Source organism: Streptomyces sp. NPDC048623 (assembly GCF_040650755.1).
Lineage (GTDB): Bacteria > Actinomycetota > Actinomycetes > Streptomycetales > Streptomycetaceae > Streptomyces.
The window spans coordinates 231,948-244,931 of sequence record NZ_JBEZHV010000003.1 but is presented as its reverse complement, the minus strand read 5'-3'; the positions used below and the strand labels follow the sequence as shown (position 1 = coordinate 244,931).

General features: G+C 73.9%; 14 protein-coding genes and 1 pseudogene. 9 read left to right on the top strand and 6 right to left on the bottom strand.

The window, feature by feature from the left end:
• The first annotated feature begins 214 nt into the window (after positions 1 to 214).
• From AB0C73_RS06325 to AB0C73_RS06315, 3 genes are read left to right on the top strand one after another with little or no spacing between them, the layout of a single operon-like run.
• Positions 215 to 835 (top strand): hypothetical protein, encoded by a 621-nt coding sequence (locus tag AB0C73_RS06325; protein WP_362525231.1) that lies wholly within the window; start codon positions 215 to 217, stop codon positions 833 to 835.
• A complete protein-coding gene (locus AB0C73_RS06320) occupies positions 832 to 1,932 on the top strand; it encodes a cytochrome b N-terminal domain-containing protein (protein WP_362525228.1) in 1,101 nt (366 codons plus the stop codon). Before AB0C73_RS06325 ends, AB0C73_RS06320 begins: the two co-directional genes overlap by 4 nt.
• Positions 1,932 to 2,198 carry a hypothetical protein gene (locus tag AB0C73_RS06315; protein WP_362525226.1) on the top strand — a complete coding sequence of 89 codons (267 nt, stop codon included), beginning with the start codon at positions 1,932 to 1,934 and terminating at the stop codon, positions 2,196 to 2,198. The genes AB0C73_RS06320 and AB0C73_RS06315 overlap by 1 nt, the downstream gene beginning before the upstream one ends.
• A 52-nt stretch (positions 2,199 to 2,250) precedes the next feature.
• On the opposite strand, the gene AB0C73_RS06310 is transcribed toward AB0C73_RS06315, so the two are convergent.
• Positions 2,251 to 2,763 (bottom strand): hypothetical protein, encoded by a 513-nt coding sequence (locus AB0C73_RS06310; protein WP_362525224.1) that lies wholly within the window; start codon positions 2,761 to 2,763, stop codon positions 2,251 to 2,253.
• A 5-nt stretch (positions 2,764 to 2,768) separates the two neighbouring features.
• On the opposite strand from AB0C73_RS06310, the gene AB0C73_RS06305 reads away from it, so the two are divergent.
• Positions 2,769 to 3,368: a TetR/AcrR family transcriptional regulator gene (locus tag AB0C73_RS06305; RefSeq protein WP_362525222.1), complete on the top strand. Its 600-nt coding sequence runs from the start codon at positions 2,769 to 2,771 to the stop codon at positions 3,366 to 3,368.
• Between the two features lie 262 nt (positions 3,369 to 3,630).
• Positions 3,631 to 3,753 (top strand): annotated as a pseudogene (locus AB0C73_RS06300) (IS630 family transposase); the annotation flags it as partial.
• A 124-nt stretch (positions 3,754 to 3,877) separates the two neighbouring features.
• On the opposite strand, the gene AB0C73_RS06295 reads toward AB0C73_RS06300, so the two are convergent.
• Positions 3,878 to 5,182 carry a DUF4157 domain-containing protein gene (locus tag AB0C73_RS06295; protein ID WP_362525220.1) on the bottom strand — a complete coding sequence of 435 codons (1,305 nt, stop codon included), beginning with the start codon at positions 5,180 to 5,182 and terminating at the stop codon, positions 3,878 to 3,880.
• Between the two features lie 243 nt (positions 5,183 to 5,425).
• Entirely contained in the window at positions 5,426 to 7,132 is a 1,707-nt protein-coding gene (locus AB0C73_RS06290; protein WP_362525218.1) for a glycosyltransferase 87 family protein, read from the bottom strand.
• A 113-nt stretch (positions 7,133 to 7,245) separates the two neighbouring features.
• Here AB0C73_RS06290 and AB0C73_RS06285 point away from each other — a divergent pair, with 113 nt between their 5' ends.
• Positions 7,246 to 8,448: a molybdopterin-dependent oxidoreductase gene (locus AB0C73_RS06285; RefSeq protein ID WP_362525216.1), complete on the top strand. Its 1,203-nt coding sequence runs from the start codon at positions 7,246 to 7,248 to the stop codon at positions 8,446 to 8,448.
• A 5-nt stretch (positions 8,449 to 8,453) separates the two neighbouring features.
• Positions 8,454 to 8,897 (top strand): hypothetical protein, encoded by a 444-nt coding sequence (locus AB0C73_RS06280; RefSeq protein ID WP_362525215.1) that lies wholly within the window; start codon positions 8,454 to 8,456, stop codon positions 8,895 to 8,897.
• Here the strand turns inward: AB0C73_RS06280 and AB0C73_RS06275 are convergent.
• The 3 genes from AB0C73_RS06275 to AB0C73_RS06265 are packed head-to-tail and all read right to left on the bottom strand — an operon-like array spanning position 8,870 to position 10,886.
• Positions 8,870 to 9,553 (bottom strand): methyltransferase domain-containing protein, encoded by a 684-nt coding sequence (locus AB0C73_RS06275; RefSeq protein ID WP_362525214.1) that lies wholly within the window; start codon positions 9,551 to 9,553, stop codon positions 8,870 to 8,872. The genes AB0C73_RS06280 and AB0C73_RS06275 overlap by 28 nt on opposite strands.
• On the bottom strand, positions 9,550 to 10,182 hold the full coding sequence (locus AB0C73_RS06270) for a DUF2064 domain-containing protein (RefSeq protein ID WP_362525211.1): 633 nt from the start codon (positions 10,180 to 10,182) through the stop codon (positions 9,550 to 9,552). The genes AB0C73_RS06275 and AB0C73_RS06270 overlap by 4 nt, the downstream gene beginning before the upstream one ends.
• Complete coding sequence (locus AB0C73_RS06265; protein ID WP_362525209.1) at positions 10,179 to 10,886, bottom strand: glycosyltransferase family 2 protein; 708 nt, start codon at positions 10,884 to 10,886, stop codon at positions 10,179 to 10,181. Before AB0C73_RS06265 ends, AB0C73_RS06270 begins: the two co-directional genes overlap by 4 nt.
• A gap of 115 nt (positions 10,887 to 11,001) precedes the next feature.
• On the opposite strand from AB0C73_RS06265, the gene AB0C73_RS06260 reads away from it, so the two are divergent.
• Both AB0C73_RS06260 and AB0C73_RS06255 read left to right on the top strand, forming a co-directional pair.
• Complete coding sequence (locus AB0C73_RS06260) at positions 11,002 to 11,787, top strand: response regulator transcription factor (protein ID WP_362525207.1); 786 nt, start codon at positions 11,002 to 11,004, stop codon at positions 11,785 to 11,787.
• Entirely contained in the window at positions 11,784 to 12,896 is a 1,113-nt protein-coding gene (locus AB0C73_RS06255; RefSeq protein ID WP_362525205.1) for a HAMP domain-containing sensor histidine kinase, read from the top strand. Before AB0C73_RS06260 ends, AB0C73_RS06255 begins: the two co-directional genes overlap by 4 nt.
• Positions 12,897 to 12,984 lie beyond the last annotated feature (88 nt).

Genomic DNA, 12,984 nt, shown 5'->3' with positions numbered 1-12,984 from the left:
TCGGACTCGGCGTCGGCCCCCGCCCTGGCGAGGAGCCGTTCCGCGTGAACCGCCTTCCACTCTCCCACGGGTCGATCGTCGTGCACCGCCGGTGCGCGAAGGAGTGACGCTCCCGGCGGTCCGGCGGGTCGGGGCCAGGGAGCGCGCCCGGCACCCGCCAGTCTCTGAGGGAGATCGCGGTGCTGTGCCGGGTAGCCGCAGCAGGGAGGCATGGATGAGTGAGGTCCCGTCGGCCGGCAGGGGAGGCGGAGGACCGAGCGCACGCCACCGCTTCCCCGGGCTGATCGCGGCACCGCTGATCGTGATGGCGCTCGTTCTGGCCCTCACCGCGGTGTTCTCCGGGCCGGCCCGGGCGGATGAGGAGGAGAGCCGTGAATCCGCCGAACTCGTCGCACAGGCCATCGCGCTGATCGCCAACGACGCGGGCGAGGAACGGGTGGCCGAACGGATCGAGGACGCCCTGGACGCACCCGACAAGGAGGGCGTCGACCTCGTTCTGGTGCGGCGGGCACTCGATGCCGTCGAAGCCCCGGGCGAGGACGAGGCGGCGCTACGGCGGGCACGCGTGCTGCTGTGGGACTCGCTCGGCGGCAAGCTGCCGTCCGCCCCGGAGGGAGGCCGCCTCGCGACGGGCACCGAGACCGGCACGAGCAGGGTGCTGGACGGATTCCGGCCCGCTCGCGGCATCTCCGGCACCCAGGACGCGGTGCTGTTCGCCCTGGCCGTGTGCGCGGTGGCCGTCGGGCTCTGGCTGTCGGTACGGCTCCGGCCCCCGCACCGTATCCGTGAACTCGAACGCCGAGCCGCCGCCGCGCAGAAGGGCAAGAAGCCATGACGGCCGCCCCGAACCCGAGTGCCCCGAACTCGGACGCGCCGGGCGAGAGCGAGACCGCCGCCCCCGCCCGGCGCGGCTGGTTCCACCGCACGGTCGACGCGATCGACGAACGCATGGGGATCAAGGCGCTCGCCTACCCGGTTCCGGAACACGCGAACAACCTGTCCTGGAGCCTGGGCGGCATCACCGCGGTCGCGTTCGTGATCCTTCTGGCCACCGGGATCTACATCGCGCAGTACTACGACCCGATGCCGGAGGACGCGAACCAGTCGGTACGCGAGCTGGTGACCGGCGCCTGGCTCGGCGGCTTCGCCCGCGCCCTGCACTACTGGGCGGCGCAGGCGATGTTCGTCCTCGCCCTGCTCCACCTGCTGCGCGTGTTCTTCCACGCCTCGTACAAGAAGCCCCGCGAGGGGAACTGGGTCCTGGGCGCGGCCATGTTCCTGCTGACCTTCCTCGCCGTGTTCACCGGCACGGTCCTGAAGTGGGACCAGGAGGGCTACGAGGCGCTGATCCACAACCTGGACGTGGCGGAACTGCTCGGCGGGGCGGGGATCTGGTTCACGGAGGAGCTCACCGACCGGGTGTCGATCCTGCTGCGCCTCTACAGCGCGCACACGGTGATCATCCCCGGCCTCGTCCTGCTGCTCTTCGTGTGGCACGCCCTGCTGGTCAAGCGGCACAGGATCTCACCGCATCCCGAGATCCCGGTCCCGGAGGTGGAGACGCCGGAGCCGTTCACGGCACACCTCCAGCGCGTAGCCGCCTTCGGCCTGGTCCTGCTCGGCGTGCTGTCCATCCTCGGCGTGCTGCTGCCGCCGGTCGTCGGGCCGACGCCCGTCGAAGGGATCGAGGTCACCCGCCCGCTGTGGATGTTCTGGTGGTTCTTCCCCATGGAGGAGTGGTTCGGGGTCGCCTCGATCGCCTACGTCATCGCGGGTGTGTTCGGGCTGATCTTCCTCGTGCCGTTCCTCGACCGGAGCCCGAAGCGGCGATGGCGCGAGCGCAGGCTCGCCCTCGGCATCGCCGCCGTGCTGCTGCTCGCCCTGGTCGCGATCACCATCCAGGTGTGGATCGCCAACCCCAAGGGCCACTGATGGCCCCGGCCGGCGCCCGGCGCGCCCGGCGCTGGTTCTGGGCGCTCACCGCGGCCGCGGTGTTCTCCGCGGGCAGTCTGTACGACGGGCTGCGGGCCGAGCCCGGGCCCGCCACCGGACTGCTCGTCCTGGGCAGCGCCCTCCTGCTGATCGGCTCGCTCGTCCAGGCGGCCCGGATCCTGGCCGCGCTCACCGCCCCGGCCCCCATCCGTCGGTTCTCCGGGCAGAGGAACCGACGGGCGTCCGGGACACCGAAGGAGGAGTGAGTGTGCGTCACCCGGCGGAGCACCCCGTTCACGGCACACCTCATGGCGCACCTCACGGCGTCCGCAGCAGCCTTCTCTGCCCATAGCGGGTCCGGCCCTGGGGTTTGTACGTCGACAGGGCCGTCGCCACGAGGAGGACGACGAGAGCGGCGACGGACTGGACGACGAGCTGGGCGCGCAGGCCGGTGAGCGCGCCGGCGGTCCAGTCCGGTGCGGCCGCCGCGTCGGCGATGTGGCTGATGGGCGGCATGTGGAGGAGCAGTGCGCCGGTCGCGAGGACCGTGATCGCGAGCTTCACCGTCACCCAGCAGTACCGCAGGAGGCCCCAGGTGGTGCCGAGGGAGCAGACGACGCCGGTCGCCAGCGAGGCGAAGCAGAGCGGCACGATGACGTACGAGCCGGTCACACCCAGGGTGACGTACACCGATCTCACCGTCAGGGCGTCCTGTGCGGTCAGCCCGGTCACGGCGAGGGCGAGAAAGACGGCGACCGCGCCGAACCAGCCGACGGAGACGGTCACATGGGCGGTGAGGGCGAGCTTGCGAAGCCGCGGCGACATCGCCATCAGCCGTGGCCCCGCATGCCGCCGCCCGCCAGATGGAGGGCGAGAAAGGCCACGCCGAGGACGGCCGCACCGATCAGGAGGGCGGTCACCCAGCGGGGCCGGGGCGCCGGCGGCCTGACGTCGAGTCGATCCTTGTCGCCTGGCACGAGCGCCAGGTCGCCCACCACCTCGAACAGCTGGCAGCCGTACGGGACCGTGTCACGGACACGGGGCAGCGGCTCCGCGCCGTACTGGAGGCGTACGCCCTCATCGCGTACGAGCGGCACGGCCACCACGGGTCCGACATGGCCGCCCTGCTCCATCAGAGCCCGGCGATCACCCAGGCCCACCAGCGGCTCCTGGCGCTCGTCCGGGACCTCGTCGCCGAGGGCGCCGCGGCCGGCGCCCTGCGCGCCGACGTCGAGGCCGACGAACTCGCCGCGTACTGCCTCCACGCGCTCGGCGCGGCGGCGGGCCTCCCGTCGAAGGCGGCGGTCCGGCGACTCGTCGCGGTCACCCTGGCCGGGCTCCGGCCCGCGGGTCACGCCATCGAGGCTGCGGGGTCCCCGGACGAGGACGGACCCGCCCACGGGCCTCGACATCACCCGCGTCACGCCTCCCGCTGACTCGCCTTCGGGGAAGCGCCGCACAGAGCCGACCGAAGCCCGGTCGGCGTGTACGTCGTACCGTGCGTCCCAGGGCAACGCCCGGTCCTTGCCGCTCGGACGGGGCTCCCGTGTCGCCGGTGCCGCGTGGCGAGCATCATCCTGGCGCTGGCGCCGTCGGGGAGGTGGCCAGGGCGGGGAGCCGGATTTCCGGTCCTGGGCGGCGCCCGCCAAGTGTCACCACTGGAAACGACAGTTGATGCGCGTCATCGGCCTGGCTGGGGCCGGAAATGAGCAGCTCGGCGGCCCGATCGTTCTCGTCTGGGACAACCTGAATGTCCACAAGGCCGCCGGCCTGCGGGAGTTCGCCGAAGCCCGGGACTGGCTGACCGTCTACTACCGACCTGCCTGAGCGACCCGGCGACATCACGAGTTCAACCTCAGTAGGCGCCACGGCACGGCCCGGGAGCGCGGCTCCCGCGCCCCGTGCCGGGTTTCTCGCGGGTGGCCGACCGCCCGCACGGTGTTTCCTAGTCCTCCATGTACCGCCGGGCGCCGTGTTCCTGTTGCAGCCGGCCTTCGTTGATCGGGGCGAGCGTGACGGTGACGGCCCCCTCGGAGAACGCTCCGGCGTGCCGCCCGTGGAAGCTGGCCGGCAGCGCCGCACCGCCCGCGAGGCTTCCCGACGTATAGATGTCGATGATCCCTTCGTAGCCTTGGTTCTGGACGGCGTCGCTCGACCCCGCGGTCTGCTCGATCGTGATGCGGTCGTCGCCGTCCCTGGCCACGACCGCGGCAACGTGGTAGGGCCACCCGGACTCGTTCCATGGAGAGGCGTCGTCGTGGTCGGCGTCCGCCATGTCCCACCGGGTCTCGATGATGGCGAACGCCTCACCGGGATTCGGTCGTTCCTCGCCGTTCCCCACTCCCCGGTTCCGCGCGTAGGCGAGGGCTTGCCGGACGTTGCCGTTGTGCCCCGCGCCCCCGAACACCCCACGGCCGCGAATCCGGCTGGCGTCCTGCCCCATCTGGAGCCGCTTGCGGTGCATGATTTCCTCGGCGGTGTGCGAGCAGTCCGCCAGGAACGCCGATTCCGGCTCGTACTCCGTGTAGACGCCGATGAGCGTCTCGCTTCCCACCTGGAGGGTGAGGGGAACATTCTGCTGGTTGGTGGGCCTGCAGTATCGCGGCGCGGCCGCTTCGGCTCTGCCCCAGATGGTGGTGGTGTCATACTCGTTGACGATCATGAAGTACTGACCGGTCTGCGACACCTTCAGGTTCAGCATCTCATTGCCCGGAGCACGGAGAACGCCCAGGTGATACCGCTGGACGACCGCCGGACCAAGCGTGGGCGTCCGCTCCTGCGCGGTCTCCACGGCGTCCCGCTGCACCGGCGAACTCGCCATGGCCCGCCGCGCGTTGGCTTCCGCCTCCCGCTCGAACCGGTCCCCCGGGTCGGATACCTTGAGGCCACTGCCGTTGTCCGTGCCCGCCACGGGCCCCTGCCGCTGCTGGATCACATGCGTGAGCTCATGGGCAAGGGTGTGCTTGTCCGCGCCGCCCTCGCCGATGACGACATGACTGCCCGAGGTGTAGGCACGGGCCCCGACCTCGCCGGCCGAAGCCTTGGCAGCGGCGTCGTCATGGATACGGACGTCGGAGAAGTCCGCCCCCAGCCGGGACTCCATGTCCGTGCGGGTCGCCTCGTCCAGGGGGCGGCCGGGGGCCTTGAGGACATCGTGGACCGCCGAACGCTGCACGGCCTGCTGATGCCCGCAGCCGGCGCCGTGCTGGTGCTGCTCCTGGACCCAGGCGTGGCCCGCCTGGCGCAGCATCTGCACCACCGCCGCGTTGCCCGCGACGGACTGAAGGGCCGGCAGCCAGCCCGTCGCCGCCCCCCGCCCCGGCTCGGCGGCCTTGTGGGACGCGGGCCGCGCCTGGTCGCCGGTCTCCCGGGCCGGTCCGCCCTGGGGATGCCTTGTCGTCATACGATCACCTTCCACGTGCCCGGGTCACCTGGGGTGACGGAGGTCGTCGTACAGTCTCGAACACCGCGCTAACGCGGGCCTAGTGTTCCCCTAACGCCCCCTCACCGGCCCATACCGCCGGGGGCACTGACGCTCCGACCAGGCTCGGCCCACCTTCCTCCGGACCAATAGAAGACTTTCTTGCGCTGCGGCGGTGAACCCGCCGTGCTCGGCGACGGCCAGCAAGATCCGCAACTGTGACAGCCGCACTATCCCCACCTCCCGTGTACAGCGGCCGCCCACCTGGCTGCCGGTGCTGACGGAGCTGGCGGCGGCGGGGCTGCGGCCCATCGCCGTCGACCTGCCTGGCCTCGGCCAGTCGGCCGGCGAACTGGACCTACGGGCGGCCGGTCGCGGCTCGGAGGTGTCGGCGGGGTCCTTCGTGGGGGTGGTGGCCTCGCTCCGCGTCCGGGCGGATCGTCCGATGCTTCGTTGCCGTGTCCACCACATCGCGCACACCACCGCCCCCGCCGCTCCGTACGCGGCGGTGCCGGTGGCCGCGCCTGCGAGATACGCCACCGCGCCGGCGAGGGCGACGCCGAGCCACTCCCAGCGCCCGTCGAGGGCGACGAGGGCGATGAGCAGCAGGGCGTACCAGGAGTAGCCGGGCGTCAGCAGGAGGAAGCCGGTGCCGAGGGTGGACAGGGCGCCGTGCCACGGGCGTTCGGGGTCGCCGCGCCACCACACCGTCACCGACACCGCCGCCATGCCCAGCAAGGCCGCGGGCAGCGCCCACGCGTCCGGCAGCACGAGCCGCAACAGGGCGTACCGCCCGCCCGCGCCCGCGTCGTCGTAGCCCTCCTCCCGCGCGTAGCCGCCCAGATAGCCGAGGACGGAACCCTCGGACAGGAGCACGTACGGCAGGTACGCCAGCGCCACGGTGGCCGCGGCCGACAGCGTCACGGCCACGACCGTACGGGGCCGCCGGACGCCGGACAGCGCGCCCGGCAGAAGCACGGCGGGCAGCAGCTTGGCGGCTACCGCCAGACCGAGCAGCACCCCGCCCGTGAGGTGACGGCGGCGGGCCACGAGGGCGAGCGCGCCGACCGACAACAGCACGGCGAGGACGTCGACATGGGCGTTGTCGACCGCCTCGACGGGGACCGCGGGGCACCACGCCCACAGCGCGGCCCGGCGCGGGTCGCCCCGCCGGCGCAGCACGCCGACCAGGAGGCCGGTGACGGCCAGCGAGAGCAGCGCCGCGCCCGTCTGGAGCCCCTTGTGGCGGACGTCGTCCGGTGAGAGTTCGTGGACGAGGAGGAACCAGCCCTCCGCCACGGGAGGGTAGATCGTGTGGACGGCGGGCCGGTTGATCCGTGTGCACCCGCCCGCGTCGAGCGGCGCGAGGTCGGCGTCGCCGCGCCCGCAGGCCGCGGGGCCGGGGAAGAGCCAGTCGTCACGCAGCCCGGCGAGCGCCGGGTCCGCGGGCGCGTGGTCGTACGGCGAGACGCCGGCGGCCTGCACCCGCCCGTCCCACGCGTAACGGTAGGAGTCCGTGCTCGTCCGCGGGGCCGCCGCAAGGCCCGTCGCCGTCACCGCGACCGCCCCCGCGAGGAGGAGCGGGACGACGTGCCGGCGGGGAACCCGGCGCAGGGCGACCACCGCCGCCGCGAACACCGCCCACGCGCCCGCGTACCCGGCCAGGAAACCGGCCCCGCCGGCGTCCCCACGGAGCAGAAGGATCAGCGAGACGGCCAGGAGCGACAGCAGGAGGGCGGTGACGATGACAGGGAGCGGAAGACGGCGGGCGCGGGTCATGGCCGCAGACTGGCAGCGCGTGCGACGGACGAGGAGGAGACCCGGCGAGGCGTTCGGGTTTCGTAAGGTGTCGGGCGCTCCGCGCGGCCGCTCGCGGCGGTGTCATGGACGGCATGACGTTCCGCAAGCCCAGGCTGCCGCGCCTGCCCCGTCGGCCGCACCTGCCGCGCCCCGCGTTCCGGCCCCCGGCCGTCCGGCCACCCGCCTTCACCGGGCGCCTGCACGACGCGAGAACGGCGACGGCCGTCGGCCGGTGGCTCGGCGCGGCCTTCGCCGTCTGCTTCGCGACCGGCCTCGTCAGTCACTACCTCCAGCACCCGCCGGACTGGCTCGCCGACCGGCTGCCCGCCCGGCCGGTGTGGGGCTACGCGCTCACCCAGGGCCTGCACGTCGCCACCGGACTCGCGGCGATCGTGCTGCTTCTCGTGAAGCTGTGGGCGGTCTATCCCCGGCTGTTCGAGTGGCCGCCGGTGCGCTCCGTGCGGCACGGCCTGGAGCGGTTGTCGGTCGCGGTCCTGGTGGCCGCCGCCCTCTTCGAGGTTCTCACCGGGCTGCTCAACATCGTCGAGTGGTACCCGTGGCCCTTCGCCTTCGTCCCCGTCCACTTCGCCGTGGCCTGGGTGGTCACCGGAGCGATCCTGCTGCACATCGCGGTCAAGACCCCCGAGATCAGGGACCATTGGGGGAGGAGCTCGGCCGGGACGCGCGCCCTGCCGGCCGAGGACGCCACAGGCCGCCGCTCGCTGCTCCTCGCCACGGGCGCGGCCGTCGGTGTCGTCACGCTGACGACCGTCGGGCAGTCCTTCACCCCGCTGAAGGCGCTCGACCTGCTCGCGCCCCGGCACCCCGACCACGGCCCGCAGGGGCTGCCGGTGAACCGGACCGCCGCCGCGGCCGGTGTCACGGCGCGCGGCCTGGCGGGGTGGCGGCTCGAGGTCGCGGGGCCCCGGCCGTACCTCCTCACGCTCGACGCCCTGCGGGCCATGCCCCACTCCGGGGCCCGGCTGCCGATCGCCTGCGTCGAGGGCTGGAGCGTCGACGCCGACTGGGGCGGCGTACGGGTACGGGACCTGGTCGAGCGGGCCGGTGGGCGGCCGGGCCGGGATGCGGTGCGGGTGACCTCGCTCGAAGTGAGCGGCGCCTACCGGGTGATGGAGATGGGCGCGGAGTACGCGGACGACCCGCTCACCCTCCTCGCCCTGACACTCAACGGGCAGCCGCTCTCGCTGGACCACGGCTTCCCGGCCCGGATCATCGCCCCCGGCCGGCCTGGGGTCCTGCAGACCAAGTGGGTGCACAGACTGGAGGTGTTGTGAGAACGGTGAGCACGACTCAGGTGCTGCGATTCGCGGTCGGCGGGCTCGGTCTCGTGCTGATCGGCCTCGGGGCATGGCTCGTGGTGGCCGAGCCGGATCCGCTCGGGGTGCTCGTGTGGCTGGCCGGTGCGCTCGTGCTGCACGACGGGATCCTCGCCCCGCTGGTGTTCGGCGTGGGGCTGCTGCTCGTGGGGCGGCGTCAACGGGGCCTGTGGCGAGGGGCGTTGCTCGTGGCGGGCTGCGTGGTCCTGATCGCCCTGCCCCTGCTCGTACGCCCTGGTGTCCCGCCCAACCCGTCGGCGCTGCCCCTCCCGTACGGCCGGAATCTCGCGATCGTGCTGGCGGGCGTGGCCGCGTCGGCGGGGGCGCTGTATCTCGTACGGCGGGGGCGGGATCGCGTACGACGCGGGCGGGTTCGTCCTCAGCGGAGTCCTGCCGCCGACGACTGAGGGGCGAGGCACAGGAAGGGGCGCCCCGCCACGGCCCACTGTTCGCGGACGGCCCAGCCCGAGTCCCGCGCGTGCGCGGCCAGGGCGCGGGCGCCCACCCGGGCCCAGGGAAACGGCGTCCCCCGTCCGCCCCGGCCGTCGTCGACGCGCACCTCGCAGCACTCGTCGACGTCGACGGGCGCGCACTCCGCGATGACCTGCCCCGAACGCGACACGACCTGGCGGAGTCTGCGCAGGAGGGCGGCCGGGTCACCGCCGATGCCTATGTTGCCGTCGATCAGCAGCGCCGTGTCCCAGCGTCCCTCGGCGGGCAGCGGGTCGAAGACCGACCGGCACAGCGCCGTGGCGCCGAGTCGTGCGGTGCGGTCCACCGCGGCCGGGCTGATGTCGATGCCGAGGGCCCGCCGGCCTTCGGCGGCGAGCGCGGCGGCGAGCCGTCCCGGCCCGCAGCCGACGTCGAGGACCGTGCCGCGGCAGCGGTCGAGCACGGTGCGGTCGGCGACGTCCGGCGCCTCGCACCAGCGCTCGACCTCCAGGGGGAGCAGCCAGCCGTCGTGCCGGCGCAGGAAGAGGGGCCCCTGACCGGTGCGCAGGGCGTCGGTGTACGGATCGGCCCGCCACGCCGTGGTGGTCTCGGATGTGGTGGTCGTGGTCAACGGCCGGCTCCCGCCGTCGCGCCGGTCAACTCGGCGTACCGGCCGGCGAAGCGGCTCCCGGGCACGGCGGCCGCCACCTCCCGGGCGTCCGACGCGGTGTCCACGTCCCGCAGGACCGGCAACCGGCCGACGCGCAGCCCGGCCTTCCGCAGCCGCGCGTGCTGGACGGCGCCGGTGTCCGGCCGGGACATCGGCACACCGAGCAGGAGCGCGGGATCGGGCTCGGCCAGACCGAGGGCCCAGAAGCCGCCGTCGGCCGCCGGACCGAACCAGGCGTCGTACGCGTCCCAGCACAGGGCCGGGGCAAGCAGCGAGGGCGTGACCTGCGGGGTGTCCATGCCGATGAGCAGCGCCGGCCCGTCGCAGGCCGCGAAGGCGGCCGCGAGCCGTGCGTCGAGCCCTCCAGCCGCCTGGGGAACGACACGGAATCCCGGCGGCAGCCAGGGGCCGGGCTCCCCGTCGAGCACGAGGACGTGCCGGTCCGCAGGAACGCGGGCGGCCGCTGTCAGCGTGTCGGCGAGGGCCGCCTCGGCGAGCGCCGCGGCCTGCTCGGGGGTGAACGGGGGAGTGAGCCGGGTCTTCACCCGGCCCGGCAGCGGCTGCTTCGCGATGACGAGGAGGGCGGTCACGGGCGTACTCCGGTCGTCGGCGCCGACACCGGCGTCGGCTCGTCGAGCACCTTGCGCATGTCGTGGACCGCCTGCCAGGTGCCCCGCCAGGTGCCGGTGACCTTCGACCGTCCGGCCCGGGGCAGATACGGCACGTCGACCTCGCGCACCCGCCAGCCCGCGTCGGCCGCCCGGACGACCATCTGGAGCGGGTAGCCGCTGCGTCGGTCGGACAGCCCGAGGCCGAGGAGCGCCTCGCGGCGGGCGGCGCGCAGCGGGCCCAGGTCGCGCAGCCGAAGCCCGGTACGGCGGCGCAGCAGCCAGGACAACGCCAGGTTGCCGGCCCGGGCGTGCACCGGCCAGGCTCCGCGCGCGGTGGGCCGGCGGCGGCCGAGCAGGAGGTCGGCGGAGCCGTCGGCCACGGCACCGACCAGGCCCGGCAGGAGGCCGGGGTCGAGGGAGGCGTCGCAGTCGCAGAAGCAGACGTACTCGGCGTCGGAGGCGAGCAGCCCGGCGTGGCAGGCGGCACCGAAACCGCGCCTCGGCTCGGTCACGACGGTGGCGCCGAGGCCCGCCGCGATACCGGCGGAGCCGTCGGTGGAGCCGTTGTCGACGACGATCGCCCGCCAGCCGGCCGGGATGCGGGACAGCACCCAGGGCAGCGCCTCGGCCTCGTCGAGACAAGGAAGAACGACATCTACGGTCAGGAGGGTCACGGCTCCCACCGTAGGAAGCACCTGGTGGATCGGGGGCGTGGAAGTCCTTACGAAACGCGGACGTCGAGGTGCGTACGCCCGGGTGGCGGTGACCCCCGGCGCGGCGGATGCGACGCTGTGCGGCATGAACGAGTACAGCGCCCCCGGGCCCGCGGCCCGGCCCACGGTCCCGCCCGTGGCCCGGCCCACGGCCCGGATCCTGGTCGTGGACGACGACCCGACCGTGGCCGAGGTGGTGACCGGCTACCTCGACCGGTCGGGGTTCGCCGTGGAGCACGCGGCCGACGGCCCCGACGCCCTGCTGCGCGCCGGGGAGCGGTGGCCGGACCTCGTTCTGCTCGACCTCATGCTGCCGGGCATCGACGGCCTGGAGGTGTGCCGCAGACTGCGCGAGACCGGGCCCGTACCGGTGATCATGCTGACGGCGCGCGGCGACGAGGAGGACCGGATCACCGGCCTGGAGGTCGGTGCGGACGACTACGTCACCAAGCCGTTCAGCCCGCGCGAGCTGGTGCTGAGGGTCGAGTCCGTGCTGCGTCGCAGCCGTGCGGCCGCCGGTCCGGCAGCCCCGCGGCCGATCCTGCGCGCCGCCGGTCTCGCCGTCGACCCGGTGACCCGCCGCGCCACCCGAGAGGGCCGTGAACTCGCGCTCACACTCCGGGAGTTCGACCTCCTCGCGTACTTCCTGGAGCACCCCGGCGCCGCGCACACCAGGGAGGAACTGATGCGGCGGGTGTGGGGCTGGGACTTCGGCGACCTGTCCACGGTCACGGTCCACGTCCGGCGCCTGCGCGCCAAGATCGAGGACGACCCGGCCCGGCCCCGGCTCATCCGTACCGTATGGGGCGTCGGCTACCGCTTCGAACCCGAGCGGGACGGTACGGACGCGACGGGTGGAGGAGCGGCATGAAGGACGTCCTGCTGATCGCGGGGTTCGCACTGGCGGGAGCCGTGTGCGCCGGTCTCGCCGGAGCGCTGGTGCTCCGCCTCGTACGCCGCCGCTCGGTCGCCGTCTCCCTGACCGTGGTCGCGGCCGTCACGGTCACCGCGATGCTCGCCGGGACGCTCGCCGTGGCCCAGGCGATGTTCCTGTCCGCGCACGACCTGTGGGTGGTGACCGTCGTCGTCGCCATGGCGGCCCTCGTCTCGCTCGGTACCGCCCTGCTCCTGGGCCGCTGGGTGGTGGCCCGAAGCCGGGCCCTGGCCCGCGCCGCCCGCGACTTCGGCGACGGGGGCAGCTTCGCCGCACCGGACGGCGCCGCCACCGCCGAACTCGCCGCGCTCACCCGGGAACTGGCCGCCACCAGCGCGAAACTCGACGCCTCCCGCCGCCGCGAGCGATCCCTTGAGGCATCCCGCAGGGAACTCGTCGCGTGGATCTCCCACGACCTGCGCACCCCACTGGCCGGCCTGCGGGCCATGGCGGAGGCCCTGGAGGACGGCATGGCCGCCGACCCCGCCCGCTACCACCGGCAGATCCGCACCGAGGTCGAGCGCCTGACGACCATGGTCACCGACCTCTTCGAACTCTCCCGCATCCACGCCGGCGCGCTGGCCATCAGCCCGAGCCGCATGTCCGTGTACGACCTCGTGGGCGACGCCCTGAGCGGCGCCGACCCGCTCGCCCGCGAGCACGGGGTGCGCCTGGTGGGGGAGGAGGTCGAAGCGGTCCCCGTCGAGGTGGACGGCAAGGAGATGACCCGGGTCCTCGCGAACCTCCTCGTCAACGCCATCCGCCACACACCGGCCGACGGCACGGTCGCGGTGGCGGCCGAACGGCGCGCCGGAGCCGTCGTCCTGTCCGTCACCGACGGCTGCGGCGGCATCGCCGACGAGGACCTGCCCCGCGTCTTCGACACCGGATGGCGGGGCACCGAGGCCCGCACCCCACCGGCCGGGGCCGGGCTCGGCCTCGCCATCGTCCGCGGCATCGTCGAGGCCCACGCGGGCCGCGCCGAGGTCCGCAACGTCCCGGGCGGCTGCCGCTTCGAGGTCACCCTGCCGGCCGCGTCGAACTGACCGCGGCGGAGGATCCGACGCGGGCCGTCAGGCCGGACGCCCCGCACCCCTTCGAGGCCCGCCAGGGCCGGCGGCCTCGTGCGGCCCT

Coding starts and splice junctions, on each gene's coding strand:
- AB0C73_RS06295 (WP_362525220.1), bottom strand. CDS start 5,182: ATGCTGCGCCAGGCGGGCCACGCCTGGGTCCAGGAGCAGCACCAGCAC.
- AB0C73_RS06310 (WP_362525224.1), bottom strand. CDS start 2,763: ATGGCGATGTCGCCGCGGCTTCGCAAGCTCGCCCTCACCGCCCATGTG.
- AB0C73_RS06315 (WP_362525226.1), top strand. CDS start 1,932: ATGGCCCCGGCCGGCGCCCGGCGCGCCCGGCGCTGGTTCTGGGCGCTC.
- AB0C73_RS06290 (WP_362525218.1), bottom strand. CDS start 7,132: ATGACCCGCGCCCGCCGTCTTCCGCTCCCTGTCATCGTCACCGCCCTC.
- AB0C73_RS06285 (WP_362525216.1), top strand. CDS start 7,246: ATGACGTTCCGCAAGCCCAGGCTGCCGCGCCTGCCCCGTCGGCCGCAC.
- AB0C73_RS06260 (WP_362525207.1), top strand. CDS start 11,002: ATGAACGAGTACAGCGCCCCCGGGCCCGCGGCCCGGCCCACGGTCCCG.
- AB0C73_RS06255 (WP_362525205.1), top strand. CDS start 11,784: ATGAAGGACGTCCTGCTGATCGCGGGGTTCGCACTGGCGGGAGCCGTG.
- AB0C73_RS06320 (WP_362525228.1), top strand. CDS start 832: ATGACGGCCGCCCCGAACCCGAGTGCCCCGAACTCGGACGCGCCGGGC.
- AB0C73_RS06325 (WP_362525231.1), top strand. CDS start 215: ATGAGTGAGGTCCCGTCGGCCGGCAGGGGAGGCGGAGGACCGAGCGCA.